Origin of the sequence: Actinoplanes philippinensis (assembly GCF_900113015.1) — a bacterium.
Classification (GTDB): Bacteria; Actinomycetota; Actinomycetes; order Mycobacteriales; family Micromonosporaceae; genus Actinoplanes; species Actinoplanes philippinensis.
Window position 1 is genome coordinate 46,522 of record NZ_FONV01000005.1, and the last position, 16,877, is coordinate 63,398.

Genomic DNA, 16,877 nt, shown 5'->3' on the forward strand with positions numbered 1-16,877 from the left:
GCAACCCCGGCCGGCCACAGCACCCGTCAGAGGGTCAGCAGATCGGGATGCCGTTCTTGCACGCGATCAGTTTGTTCTTCTCGTGGTCGTCGTTGGTCACGCCGTACGCCGTCGTGCCCTTGTCGTCGATCGTCACGAAGAAGTAGTAGTTGCTCTTCGGCGGATTCATCGCACCCTTGAGCGCGACCTCACCGGGGTTGCTGATCGGCCCGATCGCCATGCCCTTGACGTCATAGTTGTACGGGTTCTTCGGATCGTGCAACTCGGAGGCGAGGAGCTTCTCCGAGGCCTTGGCGTCCTTGCCGATCAGGCGAAGCCAGTAGTTGACCGTGCTGTCGAGCTGCAGGCAGGTGCAGGGGAAGTTCCCGGTGTACGCCCGGTTGTAGAGCACCCGGGCCACCGGCCCCATGTCCACGTCCAGACGGGCCTCGACCTGGGCGATCGAGGCGGCGACCAGAGCCTCGTACGGCGAGATGTTGAGTTCGCTCTGCACCGTCTCGACGAAGTCGAGCTTGTCCATCTCGGCGTTGAAGTTCTTGATCATCATTTTCAGGATCTGCTCGGCGGTGGCGTCCTTCGGCAGCTCGTAGGTGGCCGGGTAGAGGAAGCCCTCGATGTCCTTCTTGTTGACCTTCTTGCCGTCGGTGCGCTTGAACCACAGGGCCGGGACACCGAGCGCCTGCACGTTCTCGGCGGCCTTGTCGAACTCCGCCACCGGGATGCCCGTCTCTTTGGACAGCGCGTCGAAGACCTGCATGTGGGTCCAGCCCTCGGGGATGGTGAACGCGCCCTCGACGTGCTTGTTCTTCAGGTCCAGCAGCGCCACCACCGCCTCGCTGGCCTTCATCTCCTTGCGCAGCTTGTACTGCCCGACCTGGATGCCGGTGCTCTTCGGGTTCTCGTTGGCCGCGTTGACGAACGCCCGGGTGCTCTTGACCACGCCCGCGCCGTGCAGCGTCTCGGCGATCGTGGAGGCGCTGTCACCCTTCTTGACCTCGACGATCACCTCGCCGCTGCCGGGGCCGTCGTAGTCGGCGGCCAGGAACCGGCCGGCGAAACGGTCGTAGCCGTACCACCCGCCGGCGCCGAGCCCGCCGAGCAGCAGCAGGACGATCACGAACGCGACGACGGAGCGGCCCTTCCCCTCCTTACGGCGGTGACGCCACCGCCCGGGGTCGGGGTTGCCCTCGAACCTGAGTTCCATCTCGTCCAATTAAGTCTGCCTCCGCTGCGCGTTCAGCCAGCCCTGCAGGATCTCCACGGCCGCCGCCTGATCCACCACCGCGCGCTGGCGCTTGCCCTTCACCCCACGCTCGGACAACCGCCGGCTGGCCACCACCGTCGACATCCGCTCGTCGGTCAGCACCACCGGCACCGGCGCGAGCACCGCGCTCAGCCGCTCCGCATACGCGCGGACGTGGCCGGCCGCCACCCCCTCGCGCCCGTTGAGCGCCACCGGAAGCCCGACCACCACCTCGGTCACCTCGTGCTCGGCCACCAGCCGGGCCAGCTCCGCCATGTCCTTCGGCGTGCCGTCGTCGCCGGCCTCCCGGTCACGGGGCACGGTCACCACCGGGCTGGCCAGGATCCCGTCCGGGTCGCACTTGGCGACACCGACCCGCACCTGACCCACGTCCACACCCAGGCGGACACCCCGAGTGAAGCGCATGATCACGCTCCCACCCTGCACCGCAGCAACCCGCATCTCCCGTCCCCGATTACGCACTGATGCGAAGACCTGTGCACGATCCCTTTGATGATCGTCACCGATCGCGACCAAGAGCTTAGCCCCCTCGCTGGCCGCAGCGCCGCCACCCGGGGCAAGGCCTAAAGATCCGCTAAGAAACGGAGTACCCAAACAGCAGACACCAATCACCCGCCGTAACGACAAGAGCGCTCCGGAGTTGCTCCGGAGCGCTCTCACCAGCTGGGAATCAGGCCTTGTCGGCGACCGCCTGCTCGATCGCCGCGAGCAGGCGCGGCGCCTCCTCCGCCGGGACGCCGCCACCCTGCGCCAGGTCGGCGTTGCCGCCGCCCCGGCCGGACAGCGCCGCCTTCACCAGGTCCTGCGCCGAGATGCCACGACTCTTCGCCGCGCCGTTGATCGCAACGATCAGCGACGCCTTGGCGTTGGACCGGGCGGTCACCGCGACCACCGCGGGCCGCGCCGCGTCGATCTTGCCGCGGATCTCCTGCGCCAGCGTCCGCACGTCGTTGCCGGCCGCGCCCTCCGGCGCCTCGGTCCCGACATACGCCACCCCGCGCACGTCCTTCGCCTGGCCGGCCAGCGCGGCCGCCCCACCGAGGACCATCTGCGCCCGCAGCTTCTCCAGCTCCTTCTCCGCGTCGCGCAGCGCCGTGACGGTCTGCTCGACCCGGTCGGCGACCTGCTCGCCCGGCACCCGGAACAGGTCCGCCAGGCGCGACACCAGCAGGTGCTCCTTCGCCAGGAAGCTGAACGCGTCCAGACCGACCAGAGCCTCCACGCGGCGTACGCCGGAGCCGATCGACGACTCGTTGAGGATCTTCACCAGGCCCAGCTGGCCGGACCGCGCCACATGCGTGCCACCGCACAGCTCACGGGCGTAGTCACCGACCTCGACCACGCGGACCTCGTCGCCGTACTTCTCGCCGAACAGCGCCATCGCGCCGAGCCGCCGCGCCTCCTCCTGCGAGGTGACGAACGCGTTCACCTCGAGGTCGCGCAGCAGCACCTCGTTGATCTGCTGCTCGACGTCGAACAGCACCGACGGGTTCACCGCGCCCGGCGTGTGGAAGTCGAACCGTAGCCGGCCCGGCGCGTTCAGCGAGCCCGCCTGGGTCGCCGACTCGCCGAGGAAGTTACGCATCGTCTGGTGCACCAGGTGCGTCGCGGTGTGCGAACGGGAGATCGCCTTGCGCCGGTTCACATCGATCTCGGCCAGACCGGTCTCCCCCGCGCGCACCTCGCCACGGACCACCCGCGCCTTGTGCACGATCAGGCCCGGCAGCGGCTGCTGCACGTCGACGATCTCCAGCCGGCCGCCGCCGACGTTGATCACACCGGTGTCGGCCTGCTGGCCACCGCCCTCCGCGTAGAACGGGGTGGTGTCCAGGACCAGCTCGACGAACTCGCCCTCACCGGCCACCTCGATCCGCCCGGAGTCACCGATCAGCGCGCGGACCCGCGACTCCCGGGTGATCTCCTGGTAACCGGTGAACTCGACCGGGCCGCCCGCGTCCAGCGCCGAACGGTACGCCGACAGGTCCGCGTGACCGGTCTTGCGCGCCGCCGCGTCCGCCTTCGCCGCCGCCTTCTGCTCCGCCATCAGCCGGCGGAAGCCCTCCTGGTCGACCTGCAGGCCCTGCTCCTGCGCGATCTCCAGGGTCAGGTCGATCGGGAAGCCGTACGTGTCGTGCAGCTTGAACGCCTGCGAGCCGGACAGCTGGGTCTGCTTCGACGCCCGGGTCTCGGCGATCGCCGTGTCCAGGATCGTGGTGCCCGCCTTCAGCGTGGACAGGAACGCGTCCTCCTCCGCGTACGCGTACGTGGAGATCCGGCCGAACTCCTTCTCCAGCTCCGGGTACGACGGGGACATGCAGTCCCGGGCGATCGGCAGCAGGATCGGCAGCGCCGGCTCCTGCCAGCCGAGCAGGCGGATCGCCCGGATCGCCCGGCGCATGATGCGGCGCAGCACGTAGCCACGGCCCTCGTTGGACGGGACGATGCCGTCGCCGATCAGCATCAGCGCGGTACGCACGTGGTCCGCGATCACCCGCAGGCGCACGTCGTCCGGGTGGCTCTCGGACGCGGCGTGACCGGAGCGCTTGCCGTACTCCTTGCCGGTCATCTCCGCGGCACGGGACAGGATCGGGCGGACCTCGTCGATCTCGTACAGGTTGTCGACGCCCTGCAGGATCGACGCGATGCGCTCCAGGCCCATGCCGGTGTCGATGTTCTTCTTGGGCAGGTCACCGACGATCGTGAACTGCTCCTTCGAGCGCACGTCGGTGATCTCGTGCTGCATGAAGACCAGGTTCCAGAACTCCAGGTACCGGTCCTCGTCGACCTCCGGGCCGCCCTCCTTGCCGTACGCCGGACCGCGGTCGTAATACAGCTCGGAGCAGGGGCCCGCCGGGCCGGGGATGCCCATCGACCAGAAGTTGTCCTTGTTGCCGCGGCGCACGATCCGCTCCGCAGGCAGGCCGGTCTGCTTCCAGATCTCGATCGCCTCGTCGTCGTCGAGGTAGACGGTCGCCCAGATCCTCTCCGGGTCCAGGCCGAAACCACCCTGCTCGACCGGCTTGGTGGACAGCTCCCACGCCAGCGGGATCGCGCCCGCCTTGAAGTAGTCGCCGAACGAGAAGTTGCCGTTCATCTGGAAGAACGTGCCGTGCCGGCTGGTCTTGCCGACCTCGTCGATGTCCGGCGTCCGGATGCACTTCTGCACGCTCGCGGCGCGCGAATACGACGGGGTCTGCTGGCCCAGGAAGAACGGGACGAACTGCACCATGCCGGCGTTGATGAACAGCAGGTTCGGGTCGTCGATAGCCGGCAGCGGGGCACTCGGGACCACCGTGTGCCCGTTCGCCTCGAAATGCGCCAGGAAGCGCCGCTTGACCTCTGCCGTCTTCATCGATTTCCCTCCTGCGAGCCGGGCTGCGCGTCGTCACGCAACTCGGCGAATTTGTCCTCATACAGCTCACCCGCGGCGAACGCCTCGTGGATCTGCTGCTCCCGCTCGGCCATCCCCTCGCGGACGTCCTCCACGAAGCTACGCAGCGACTCGACGAGGCCGCCAGCGGATTCCGACAGGGACGTGGCGATGCCCGTCGGGGTGAACTCGTTGGCCTTCTGATTCAGCTTGCGGACGACGAGGGCGCCGACGGCCAAGCCGACGCCGAGCCACAGCAGGCGCTTCATGACGACTGTGATACCTCTCTCGCGGAACCAGGCTCAGCGGGCGGCCTTACGGCGCTGCTTGATCGCGGCGCGAACCTCGCGCTCCTCCTCGGCCGACCGGCGCGCATTCGCGGCCTTACGCAGGCCGTAACCGAACGACGCCACCTTGACCAGGGGGTTCGCGGCGGCCGCGGACACCACGGTCACCAGGTTCGCGATGTTCGCGGACACGTTCTGCGCGTGCTCGGTCATCGTGTCGACCTTCGCGAGCTGCACGTTGACGCCGTCCAAAGAGACCTGAACCTGGCCGAGCGCGACGTTCACGTTCTCCACCGTGGTGTTCACGTTCGACAGCAGCGGACCGGTCCGGTCCACGGTGTCGTTGATCGCATTGGTCGTGGCGTCGATCGTGCGCCCCAGCTTGAGGATCGGCACGGCCAGCACGAGAACGAGCATCAGAAAGGCGCCCGCCGCGATCAGACCTGCGATTTCTCCGGCATCCATGTGGCGCTTTCTCCTCTTCGGGTGGTCACGGTTCGGCGGGTCGACCAACAGACCCTACCGTCCGTGACCACCGCACGCGTCACGACGCCTCGGGTGTCGGACTCGTCTGCTGGAAGATGGAATCGTCGGTGGGCAGAACCTGATCCGGCTGCACCCCCTGCGGGCCCGGCGCCGGGTCCTCCTTGCCGCGTTCGTCCTCGATCGCGTTCCACACCTTGATGCTCACCGTCGATCCCACACACGAGGCCGGATCGATCGGCTCCGCGGCCACGCCCGCCTGGGGATTGCCCTCCGCCGACACCTGATCGACAGCGCAGCCCGGCAGGCTCACCGAGAGGTCCAGGGTCAACTCGTCGCGCTGCCAGCAGGTGTAGGTGCCCTCCTCGGCACGCACCGGCGCCTCCGGGCAGCCCTTGACCTTGCGCTCGGTCCACCCCGCCTCGGCCAGCGCCTTCGTGTAGACCTTCGTCGTCTCCGCGAACGGCTGATCCGACTCGGACACCCGCTCCCGGAACTCGCAGACCCCCAGACACAGGCTGTTGCCGGTCTCGAAATCCTTGTCGTTCTTCGACGCCCACTCCGGAACCGGCAACGCGTCCAGCGACGCCAGCACCGGATCCTCCGACATCGACCGCACCACGAAGAACGCCGGCAGAACCAGCAGCACCAGCGCGGCCAGCGACATCAGCGTGACCAGACGCAGCCGCCGCTGCGTGCGCAGCTTGTGCCGAAGCTCGGCGCTCGCCCCACGAAGGCCACCCTCCGGCTCGTCCCCGGCCGCCGGGCCCGATTCCCCAAGACCATCATCAGTGGGTACGCCCGGAGCGCTCGCTTTCGCACCGGCCACCACACGGCCGCTCGCGCCCCCGGCACCGGCGCCCGCACCGGCCCGTCCGGATCCGGCAGCCCCGGTCCCCGCCGCAGCGGTCCCGGCCGTGCCGACACTCGCGGCGCCGACACTCGCCGTGCCCGCCGCGGGGCCTCCGGTCGTCCCCGGGTCGCGGCCCACCGACGCCCGGCCGGGCGCGGCCGAGCCCACCGACGCGGCGCCCACCGATGCCGCACCGACGGACGCCGCACCCACGGCGCCGGTCACCGGCCCACCGTCGGGGCCACCGCGACCCGGCACAGAAGCGCCACCACGAGCAGCGCCCTGGCCGCCGGGTCCCATGCCGTCACCGGGCCCACGGCCACCACGCCCGCCCGGCCCATCGGACCCGCGACCGGGAACAGACGCACCACCCATGGCCCGAGACGGCCCGTCAGCACCATCCGGCCCACGACCCGGAACAGACGCACCACCCACAGCCCGAGACGGACCATCGGCTACATCGAGTCCACGACCGGGAACAGACGCACCGCCCATAGCCCGAGACGGCCCGTCAGCACCATCCGGCCCACGACCCGGAACAGACGCACCACCCACAGCCCGAGACGGACCATCGGCTACATCGAGCCCACGACCGGGAACAGACGCACCGCCCATGGCCCGGGAAGACCCGTCGGCGCCCGCCGGTCCACGGCCGGGTACGGACGCGCCGCCTGACACGCGCGGCGGGCCGTCGAACCCATCCGCACCGCGACCGGCAGGGCCACCCAGCGCCCGGGACGGGCCATCGGAGCCGTCCGGGCCGCCACCGGCAGCGCCGCCCGGCGCTCGTGCGGGAACGTCGGGGCCGGGCCCACGACCGGGCACGGAAGCTCCGCCGACGGCTCGCGACGGGCCGCGGCCGGGCAGGCCCGAAGGCTCCCCGTCCGGGCCGCCGGGCGCGGCGCCCATGGCTGTGGCCTGGTCACCGTCCGGGCCGCCACGACCGGCGGTTCCCATCGCTCGTCCGGGACCGCCGTCCGGACCACGACCCGGCTGCCCCACCGGGCCGCCACCGGGTCGTCCCGCGTCGGGTTCGCCTCGGCCCGGCCGGGGGCCGTCCGGGCCGCCCATGCCGCGGGGTGGCAGGCCGGTCGGGCCGCCGTCGGAGTCCGCCGGGCCACGGCCCGGTGCTCCGCCCGGTCCGGGACGGCCACGACCTGGCGCGACCGCGCCGGCGGCACCCATCGCGGCCGCGGGCATGCCGTCCGGGCCGGTCGGGGGCCTTCCGGGCACCGCGGCGCCACCTCGGGCCGGGCCCGGGGCTCGGGCCGGGCCCTGGCCGGGTACGCGTGCTCCGCCTCGGGGAGGTCCGTCACCCGGTCCGGGCGGGCCGACCGCGGCACGGCCGGGTGCGGCGCCCGGTCCCGGTGCAGGGCCCGCGCCCGGCGGGAGCGCCGGGGCGCCGGCCCGGACAGGGCCGGTGTTGTCCTGGCGGAGACCGCTGTGCCGGCCGGTGTGCTCCTCCGGCTCGGTCTGGACGCCCGGAGATCCGGGGCCGCCCGGCGCGTCGGCGCGGGCGGCTCGGCGGCCGGGTCCTGCCTGCTCGGGCACGGCGACGGCGCCCGTGCCACGGTCCTCGCCCGGCTGCCCGCCACGGCCACCACGACCGGGACGCTGGATCACGCCGGAGGTGCTGTCCGCCATCGCGCCGGCCCGCCCCGGGACGACCGGGGTCCGTGCGCCCTGACGGCCCGGAACGACCGGCGGCACCGCCGCGGCGGCCCGGACCGGACGTCCGTCGCCGGGCCCGATACGACGCGGACCGGGAACGTCCGGGGTCCCGGTGAAACCGCCGGCCTCCGGCTCGTCGGGGTCGGCGCCCTGGTGCGCGTTCCGACGGCGACGTTCCTCGCTGCGGGTCAGGCCCTCGCCACGACGGATCACGCTCTGGGTGCCGGTGTCCCCGCCGGTCTGCACAAAGCTGTGCGAGCCGGTGTCGGTCCCGGCCTGGCGGAAAGCGCGCGAGCCGGCGTCGGAGCCAGGCTGCACGAAACTGTGCGAACCCGTGTCGGTCCCGGCCTGGTGGAAACCGCGTGGACCGGTGTCTGCTCCGGCCTGGTTCAACCCGCGCGAACCGGTGTCTGCTCCGGCCTGGTTCACCCCGCGCGGGCCGGCGTCGGAGCCGGCCTGGTTCACCCCGCGTGGGCCGGCGTCGGAGCCGGCCTGGTTCACCCCGCGCGGACCGGCGTCGGACGTCGGCCGCACAAAGCTGTGCGAACCCGTCGCGGAGCCGGTCTGCACGAAAGCGTGTGAGCCACTGCCGGACCGCAGCGCGCCGTCCGGCGAACCGTGCCGGCCGGACCGCTCGGCACCGGGCCCCGCGGGAGCGGCATGCCCGGGACGGTGGCCGGGGCCGCCGTCGGACGCGTGGCCCGGCTGCCCGGGACGGTGCCCCGGCGCCCCGTCGGCGGCATGGCCCGGCTGCCCGCCACGGCCGGAATGCCGTCCGGTCGGGCCCTCAGCCGTGCCTTCCTCGGCCGGAGCACGCCGGGCACGTGGCCGGCCGGGACGCTCGCCACCCGCACCGGGCACCGAGGCGGCCCCATACGTGCCGGAGGCTCCCCGCCCACCCTGCTGCGGGCCGTTCGGAATGGCCCCGGACTGATGCACGGCGTCATAGCCGCTGGGAATCGCGCCCGACTGGTGCACCGCGTCATAACCGCTGGGAATCGCGCCCGACTGATGCACCGCGTCATAACCGCTCGCGGCCTGACCCGGCTGACGGCCGCCATCACGCCCACCCGCAGCCTGACCCGCCTGCCGACCACCCGAGACCGGGCTGGAAGGGTACGCACCGTCACGGCCACGCGGGATCGGGCCCGACTGGTCATACACGTTCGGGATGGGACCGGACTGATGGACGGCGTCGTAGCCACCCGGAACCTCACCCGGCTGCCGCCCGCCAGGAGCCTGACCCGGCTGCCGCCCACCCGGAACCGGGCCGGGCGGGCGCGCACCGTCACGGCCACGCGGAATCGGGCCCGACTGGTCATACACGTTCGGGATGGGACCGGACTGATGAACGGCGTCATAGCCACCCGGAACCTGACCCGTCTGGCGCCCGCCCGGAATCGGCCCGGACTGGTGCACACCGTCACGGCCGGTCGGGATCGGGCCCGACTGGTCATACACGTTCGGGATGGGACCGGACTGGTGGACGGCGTCGTAACCGCTGGGGACCGGGCCCGTCTGGTGGACGCCGTCGGGACGTCCCGGGGACACCGGATCCGAAGGGCGGAAACGGTCACGCGCGGGAGCGCCCGGCGACACCGGCCGGACACCCGGGGAGACCGGCCGGACACCCGGCGGGACCGGACGCGCGCCCGGAGAGACCGGACGGGCACCGGGCGGTGCGGGCCGGCTCGGCGGGATCTCGGGAGCATTGCCGGACGGCGGCACGACGGGACCACCCGCCGGCGCCTGACCGGGGAACATCTGACCGGACGGATCCGGGTTGATCGGCCGTCGACCGGCGCCGGCTTCCGGCCCGACAGCGGCACGCCCACCCTGCGGCGGCCCGCCCCGACGAGCACCGGGCGGCACCTGACCAGGCGGAACAGTCCCGGGAGGAAACCCTCCAGGCGGAAGACTCCCGGGCGGAACAGCGCCGGACGGAGCAGCGCCGGACGGAACCGCACCGGGAGGCACGGCACCCGGCGGCAGCGCGCCAGGAGGGACCGCACCGGGAGGCCGCTGCCCCCCCGGACCACGGCTGCCACGCCCCTGCTGCTGATCGAACGGCCCCTGCCCACCGGGCGGCATCTGCCCGGGGCTGACCGGCCGCGCCGGCATCTGCCCGGGCGCACCCGCACCCGGCGGAGGCCCACCGGCCGGCGCCGGACCCGGCTGTGCCGCTCCCGGCGGCATCCCGCCCGCACGCTGCCCCGGCCCAGGTCGCGACCCACCACGACCGGGCGGCATCTGACCAGGCCCGGCCGGAGAGCCACCCGACGGAAGCCCACCGGGCGGAACAGCACCCGGCGCAGCACCGGAAGGCATGGCACCACCGGAAGGCATGGCGCCGGGCGAGACCGGAGCGGTTCGCGGCACCGGCCCGGACCGCTGACCCGGCGCCGTCTGCCACCCTGTGGTGCCCTCGCCGTCGCCGGCACCGTCACCAGGGAAGCCGTCCTCCGGGCCGCCCGGGAACGCGAAGTCGTCGTCGGGCTCCTCGTCGGGGCCGGGGGCCATCCGCCCGGACTTGCTGGTCCGGGCCTCGCCGGGACGGGTGCCGGGGCCGATCGCCCCGCCCTCCTCCTTGGCCGTGCGCAGGTCGTCGAGCCAGCCGGTCTCCTCGCGCGGGACCTCCTGGGGAACGGCCGGCTGCTCGGCACGGCCGCCACCACGCCCGAAGCGCCGGCGGCTCTTACCGCCCTGGCCGGCTTCGTCGTCGGGCCGTTCGGCACCCCGCCCTGTCACCGCTGTTCCTCCCCGGCACTTTCGCCGCTGTCGTCACTGCCCTCGGTGTCACCCTCGGCGGTCACCTGCCCGCCCGCTCCGGTGACCCCGCCACCACTGCCGGCCGCCTCCGCGGCCGGGTCGGCCCCATCGGCGGAAGCGCTCCCACCGGAGCCCGCCGTCGCAGCCGCGGCCTCAACGGCTCCGGCGCCCTCCGACCGCGACGCCGGGCCGGCATCCTCCGGTCCCGAGGCCGCTACGGAACCCTGTGGCCCCGAGGCCTGTCCGGCACCCTGCGGTCCCGAAGCTGCTTCGGCACCCTGCGGTCCGGAAGCAGCTTCGGCACCCTCCGGCGCCGAGGCATCCTCCGGTCCCGAGGCCGCTCCGGCTGTGGCCGGCGCGGTGGCGACCGGTTCCGAGTCCGCCGAAGACTGTGACTCATTCGCGGCCCGAGCACCACCCGCCGCGCGGTCCGGGGTGCCCGCCGAAGCGGTGACCGGCCCGTTCGGCGGTGTTCGCGTGGGGCCGAGGCCTCGCACGATCCGGCGAAGTCGCGGCACCCGTTCACCGACGGCGCGTTCGGCGCCATGATCGGTCGGCCGATAGTAGTCGGTCCCGACCAGATCATCGGGAACATACTGCTGGCGGACGACGCCGCGTGGATCGTCGTGCGGGTAGCGGTAGCCCCGGCCGTGGCCTAGGCCCCGCGAACCGGGGTAGTGCGCGTCGCGCAGGTGCGGCGGGACCGGCCCGCCCCGGCCGGAGCGGACGTCGGCCATCGCCTCGCCGAGGGCGACGGTGACGCTGTTGGACTTGGGCGCGGTGGCCAGGTGCACGACGGCGTGGGCCAGGTTGAGCCCGGCCTCGGGCAGGCCCACGTTTTGCACGGCCTGGGCGGCGGCGCTCGCCACGAGCAGCGCCTGCGGGTCGGCCATGCCGACGTCCTCACTGGCGAAGATGACGATGCGCCGGGCGATGAACCGCGGGTCCTCACCGGCCACCAGCATCCGGGCCAGATAGTGCAGGGCGGCGTCGGGGTCGCTGCCGCGCATGCTCTTGATGAACGCGCTGATCACGTCGTAGTGGGCGTCGCCGTCACGGTCGTAGCGGACGGCGGCCACGTCGACGGCTTTCTCCGCCGTGGCGAGGTCGATCTCGGTGGCGGACTGGGCCAGGGCGGATCCGGCCGCGGCCTCGAGGGCGGTCAGGGCTTTGCGGACGTCGCCGTTGGCCAGCCGGACCAGATGATCCTCTGCCTCGGCGGTGAGGGTGACGGCGCCGCCCAGGCCGCGCTCGTCGGTGGTCGCGCGCCGGAGCAGGTCGCGGACGTGATCCTCGCCGAGAGACTGGAGGGTGAGCAGCACACATCGGGAGAGCAGGGGCGAGATCACCGAGAAGTACGGGTTCTCGGTGGTCGCCGCGAGCAGCGTGACCGTCCGGTCCTCGACGGCGGCGAGCAACGAGTCCTGCTGGGTCTTGCTGAAGCGGTGCACCTCGTCGATGAACAGCACCGTGGGCGGCCCGCCGTATCGCCGCTCGCGCCGGGCCGTGTCGATCACCGCGCGCACGTCCTTGACCCCGGCGGTCAGGGCGGACATGGCGACGAACTTGCGATCGGTGGCGTTGGCCACCAGGTGCGCGATGGTGGTCTTGCCGGTGCCGGGCGGGCCCCAGAGGATCACCGACATCGGGCTGGCCCCGGTCACCAGCTGGCGCAGCGGGGCGCCGGGCGCGAGCAGGTGCTCCTGGCCGATCAGCTCGTCGAGGGAGGTGGGCCGCATCCGCACCGGCAGGGGCGCGTCACCGGCCGGCCGCCCGAATCCGGCGGTCGCGGCGGCGGCCGGATCCGCTGCTCGAGCGTCCGGCGGTGCGAGGGAGAAGAGCCCTTCCGTTTCCATCACAACCGACAGTACCGGCCTTCCGGCATCGATCCGAAACACCGTCGGCCGGCCTGTGGACAACCTGTCCACCTGCTACGAAGGCCTCACCGAGAGTGCCGGAAAATGCTCCGGCCCGCCCCCGGGGGAAGGGCGGGCCGGAGTGGCCGGAGGGCTTCCCACAAGGGGAAGGACGAGCCGGACTGCCTCCCCCGCAGAGGGAAGGACGAGCCGGACTGCCTCCCCCGCAGAGGGAGAGACGAGCCGGAGGAAGCGGTCAGCCGCGGCCGGGACGACGGCCGTAGAAGCGGCGGCCGCTGCCCGCGCCGGAGGACGCACGCGGCCCGCTGCCGATGCCCGCCAGGTAGAGGGCGAGCAGCAGCAGGCCCAGTGACGCCATGGTGGAGAAGTTGAACAGGTCGGGCGCGCCGAAGTTGGTGTCCAACAGGTCGGCGAGCAGGTAGATGCCGAAGACTACGGCGGCGGCGATGGCGAGCATCGGTTCCTCCGGGGGGTCAGAGAGCCAGTGACTCGCTGGTACCCGAAGGGGCGGGTTCCCGAAACACGGCCGGCGATTTGACCAGATAGAGCGGAGCGGCGGCGGCCAGCACCACCGCGCCGGCCACGATGGCGGTGGTTGTGCTGGTCCGGACGGCGACGGCGGTGAGGACGATCGCCCCGATCGAGAAGCCCGGCGCGGCGACCATCGAGTTGAGCGAGAGCAGGCTCGTCCGGTACTCCCCCGTGGCCTGGCGGTGGAGCAGTCCGGAGTGCACCGGGTTGGCCGCGCCGTGCACCGCGTAGCAGAGCAGGAACGCGCCGATCACTCCGGCCGGGCCGGCGAACAGGCCCATGCCGACGATCATGACGCCTTGCGCGAGGCACAGCGTGAACCCGGCCCACCGTGCGCCGGCACTGCGGACGAGCAGCGGCACGAGGGCGGCGCCGGCGGCGGAGGCGGCCCAGGCGATCGCGTTGACCGGCCCGATCAAGGGGCCGGCCGCGGCGGTGACCTCGCTGAGACGCACCGGCATCAGCTTCTCGAAGGTGACCATGCCGAAGCTCCACAGGAACTCGACGGCGATCAGCGCCTGCACGACCCGGGACCGGCGGGCGAGGGCCAGCGCTCCGCCGATCGCCACCGGCACACCGCGGAGCGAGGCTCCGAGTGCGGCCTTTCCGCGGGCGGGGCGGTCCTCGGCCATGATCAGCGCCACGGCGACCGTGCTGAGCAGGCTCAGAGCAAGAGCGACCAGCACCGGTACGGTCAACGCGCTCACCTGCCCGAGCGATCCGAGGCCGACCGGCCCGAGCCAGACCAGGCCGCCACTGGCCAGGGCCGCGCCCCCGATCGCCAGGCTGCAGGCGACCTCGCCCCGGCTGAGGCCGCTCTCGATGTCGGCCCCCGGGTCGGCGGCCAGGGACCGGTCGACGAACCAGGACTGCAGCGGCCCGCTGTCGAGCGCCCGGTAAACGCCCTGCAGCAGGTAGGAAGCGGCGAGCAGCCAGAACGTGCCGGCGACCGCGAACAGCGACAACGCGACCAGGTTGACCGCCCCGGCGACGAGCAGGACCGGCCGTCGCCCGAGCGCGTCGGCGAGCCCGCCGGTCGGCAGCTCCAGCAGCAGGACGACGAAACCCTGGACGGCGACGGCCGAGCCGATCTGAAGGAGGGAGATCCCCCGCTCGAGCGGCAGCAGCACGAGGACCGGTATGAGCAGCCCGACCGGGGCCCAGCGCAGGCTGAGCAGGGTCACATAACGGGCACGGACCTGGGCGGCGCTCACTTGACCTCACCCACCCACGGCATCGCGCCGTAGAAGAGCATCACCTGGCGTGCGCCGGGCCGCGGGTCGGCCAGCGCCCGGGCGCGGTGGCGCTCGATCAGCTCCTCCAGCTCCGACTGCAGGGCGTGCAGCTGCTCCGGGGCCAGGGTGAGCGCGTAGTCGCCGAGGCCGGAGACGTCACGCCACTCCTGCGTCTCGCCCGGCGCGATCAGCCGCCACGCCTCGACGCGCTGGACCATCAGGTTGAGCTGATAGGACTCCAGCCAGTCGACGGCGGCGGCCGCGTCGGCGTCGCCCTCGTAGTCGCTGCGCTGCCAGCTGGACAGCTCGTGCAGGGCCCGCCACCAGCGCTGGCGGCCGCTGCCGGGCCGGTCCTCCTCGACCACCAGGCCGGCGTCGGCGAGCTGGCGCAGGTGATAGCTGGTGGCCCCGGTGTTGGTGTCGAGGGCCTCGGCGAGGCGGGTGGCGGTCGCCGGGCCCTGCAGCCGCAGCTCACCCAGCAGGCGGATCCGCAGCGGGTGGGCGAGCACCCGGATCTGCCGGGCGCTGAGGTGCACCTCGGTCATGCGCTCATCGGTCCTGCGCTCATCGCTCGTCATGCTTGCACAATAACTGTGCACAGTTTCTATGCACAACTTCTTTGCATGATGGGCACGAAAAAGGCCGGCGATCCGGTCGCCGGCCTTTTCCCGCTGAGCTAGTTGGAGTGCTGGACCGGCGCGGCCTGCCCGTCCGTCCCCGGAGCACCCGCCGCGGCCTTCGGCTTGGCGTCGATGCCGGCCTCCAGGCGCTGCTGCGCGGTGATCGGGGTCGGCGCGGTGGTCAGCGGGTCGAAACCGCCCCGCGTCTTCGGGAAGGCGATCACCTCACGGATCGACTCGTTGCCGCTGAGCAGCATGCACGTCCGGTCCCAGCCGAGCGCGATGCCGGCGTGCGGGGGCGGACCGTACTTGAATGCCTCGAGCAGGAAGCCGAACTTGTCGGCGGCCTCCTCCGGCGTGATGCCGAGCAGGTCGAAGACCCGGCTCTGCACGTCGGCCCGGTGGATACGGACGGAGCCGCCGCCGATCTCGTTGCCGTTGACCACGATGTCGTACGCATACGCCAGGGCCTTGTCGGGGGCGGACTCGAAGGTGTCGATCCACTCCTCGTTCGGCGAGGTGAACGGGTGGTGCACGGCGGTCCAGCCACCCTCGTCCGTCTTCTCGAACATCGGCGCGTCCACCACCCAGCAGAACGCCCAGGCGGACTCGTCGATCAGGCCGGCCCGCTTGGCGATCTCGATCCGGGCCGCGCCGAGCAGCTCCTGGGCCTCCCGGCGCTCGGTGGCGGCGGCGAAGAACACCGCGTCACCCGGCTTCGCGCCGACCTGGTCGGCCAGGCCGGACAGGTGCTCGGGCGACAGGTTCTTGGCGACCGGGCCCTTCGGCTCGCCGGTCTCGGCGTCGAGGACCACGTAGGCCAGGCCACGGGCGCCCCGCGCCTTCGCCCAGTCCTGCCAACCGTCCAGCTCCTTGCGGGTCTGGGCGGCGCCGCCCGGCATGACGACCGCGCCGACGTAGCCCCCGGCGTCGATCGCGCCGGCGAACACCCGGAACGCGGTGCCGCGCAGGTAGTCGGTCAGCTCGACCAGCTCCACCCCGTACCGCAGATCGGGCTTGTCGGAACCGTAGCGGTTCATCGCGTCGGTCCAGGTGATCCGCGGGATCGGCAGGGGGACCTGGTAGTCGGCGAGCTCGCTCCACAGGCGGGAGACGATCTCCTCACCTAGCTCGATGATGTCCTCCTGGGTGACGAAGGACATCTCGATGTCGAGCTGGGTGAACTCCGGCTGCCGGTCGGCGCGGAAGTCCTCGTCGCGGTAGCAGCGGGCGATCTGGTAGTAGCGCTCCATGCCGGCCACCATCAGCAGCTGCTTGAACAGCTGCGGGGACTGGGGCAGCGCATACCACGTACCAGGCTGGAGGCGGACCGGGACCAGGAAGTCGCGGGCGCCCTCCGGCGTGGAGCGCGTCAGCGTCGGCGTCTCGATCTCGTTGAAGTCGCGGGCGTGCAGGACCTCGCGGGCGATCTGGTTGGCGCGGCTGCGCAGGCGCAGCGCCTTGGCCGGGCCGGAGCGGCGCAGGTCGAGGTAGCGGTATTTCAGGCGCAGGTCGTCGGAGGCGGTGATGGTGTCGTCGACCGGCAGCGGCAGCGGGGCCGCCTCGGAGAGGACGATCAGCTCGCTGGCGACCACCTCGATCTCGCCGGTCGCGAGATCCGGGTTCTCGTTGCCGGCCGGGCGGGCGTTGACCTCGCCGACGACCTTGACGCAGAACTCGTTGCGCAGCGCGTGCGCATCCTCCTCGCGGAACACCACCTGGACCACGCCGGAGGCGTCACGGAGGTCGACGAAGATGACACCGCCGTGGTCGCGCCGGCGCGCGACCCACCCGGCGAGCGTCACCGTCGTGCCGGCGTCGCTCGCGCGCAGAGTGCCGGCGTCATGGGTACGGATCACGGAAGAGTCTCCTAACAGGGTTCGCGGGGCGCACCCGACATTCTGTCAGGAGCGCCCC

Annotated in this window: 12 protein-coding genes and 1 pseudogene; all 13 read right to left on the reverse strand. The window is 72.4% G+C overall.

The window, feature by feature from the left end; all coding sequences use genetic code 11:
• Positions 1 to 34: 34 nt before the first annotated feature.
• Positions 35 to 1,204, reverse strand: coding sequence for an endolytic transglycosylase MltG (gene mltG / locus BM290_RS13685; RefSeq protein ID WP_093614697.1), 1,170 nt, complete (start codon positions 1,202 to 1,204; stop codon positions 35 to 37).
• Positions 1,205 to 1,213: 9 nt separating this feature from the next.
• Positions 1,214 to 1,669 (reverse strand): Holliday junction resolvase RuvX, encoded by a 456-nt coding sequence (gene ruvX / locus BM290_RS13690; RefSeq protein WP_373871147.1) that lies wholly within the window; start codon positions 1,667 to 1,669, stop codon positions 1,214 to 1,216.
• A 265-nt stretch (positions 1,670 to 1,934) separates the two neighbouring features.
• On the reverse strand, positions 1,935 to 4,616 hold the full coding sequence (alaS, locus tag BM290_RS13695) for an alanine--tRNA ligase (RefSeq protein ID WP_093613854.1): 2,682 nt from the start codon (positions 4,614 to 4,616) through the stop codon (positions 1,935 to 1,937).
• Positions 4,613 to 4,903, reverse strand: a complete 291-nt coding sequence (locus tag BM290_RS13700) for a hypothetical protein (RefSeq protein WP_093613856.1) — start codon at positions 4,901 to 4,903, stop codon at positions 4,613 to 4,615. The genes alaS and BM290_RS13700 overlap by 4 nt, the downstream gene beginning before the upstream one ends.
• A 33-nt stretch (positions 4,904 to 4,936) precedes the next feature.
• Positions 4,937 to 5,386 (reverse strand): DUF948 domain-containing protein, encoded by a 450-nt coding sequence (locus BM290_RS13705; RefSeq protein ID WP_093613858.1) that lies wholly within the window; start codon positions 5,384 to 5,386, stop codon positions 4,937 to 4,939.
• A 79-nt stretch (positions 5,387 to 5,465) separates the two neighbouring features.
• Positions 5,466 to 6,482, reverse strand: a complete 1,017-nt coding sequence (locus BM290_RS48280; RefSeq protein ID WP_093613860.1) for a hypothetical protein — start codon at positions 6,480 to 6,482, stop codon at positions 5,466 to 5,468.
• Entirely contained in the window at positions 6,479 to 6,709 is a 231-nt protein-coding gene (locus BM290_RS48285) for a hypothetical protein (protein WP_093613862.1), read from the reverse strand. Before BM290_RS48285 ends, BM290_RS48280 begins: the two co-directional genes overlap by 4 nt.
• Positions 6,710 to 6,832: 123 nt before the next feature.
• Entirely contained in the window at positions 6,833 to 7,072 is a 240-nt protein-coding gene (locus BM290_RS48290) for a hypothetical protein (protein ID WP_177319698.1), read from the reverse strand.
• Positions 7,073 to 11,086: 4,014 nt separating this feature from the next.
• Positions 11,087 to 12,553, reverse strand: a pseudogene (locus BM290_RS13730) (replication-associated recombination protein A); the annotation flags it as partial.
• A 256-nt stretch (positions 12,554 to 12,809) separates the two neighbouring features.
• A complete protein-coding gene (locus BM290_RS13735) occupies positions 12,810 to 13,031 on the reverse strand; it encodes a hypothetical protein (RefSeq protein ID WP_093613870.1) in 222 nt (73 codons plus the stop codon).
• A gap of 16 nt (positions 13,032 to 13,047) precedes the next feature.
• Positions 13,048 to 14,319 (reverse strand): MFS transporter, encoded by a 1,272-nt coding sequence (locus tag BM290_RS13740; protein WP_093613872.1) that lies wholly within the window; start codon positions 14,317 to 14,319, stop codon positions 13,048 to 13,050.
• Positions 14,316 to 14,918, reverse strand: coding sequence for a winged helix-turn-helix domain-containing protein (locus tag BM290_RS13745; protein ID WP_093613874.1), 603 nt, complete (start codon positions 14,916 to 14,918; stop codon positions 14,316 to 14,318). Before BM290_RS13745 ends, BM290_RS13740 begins: the two co-directional genes overlap by 4 nt.
• 98 nt (positions 14,919 to 15,016) lie before the next feature.
• Complete coding sequence (aspS, locus tag BM290_RS13750) at positions 15,017 to 16,819, reverse strand: aspartate--tRNA ligase (protein WP_093613876.1); 1,803 nt, start codon at positions 16,817 to 16,819, stop codon at positions 15,017 to 15,019.
• Between the last annotated feature and the right edge of the window lie 58 nt (positions 16,820 to 16,877).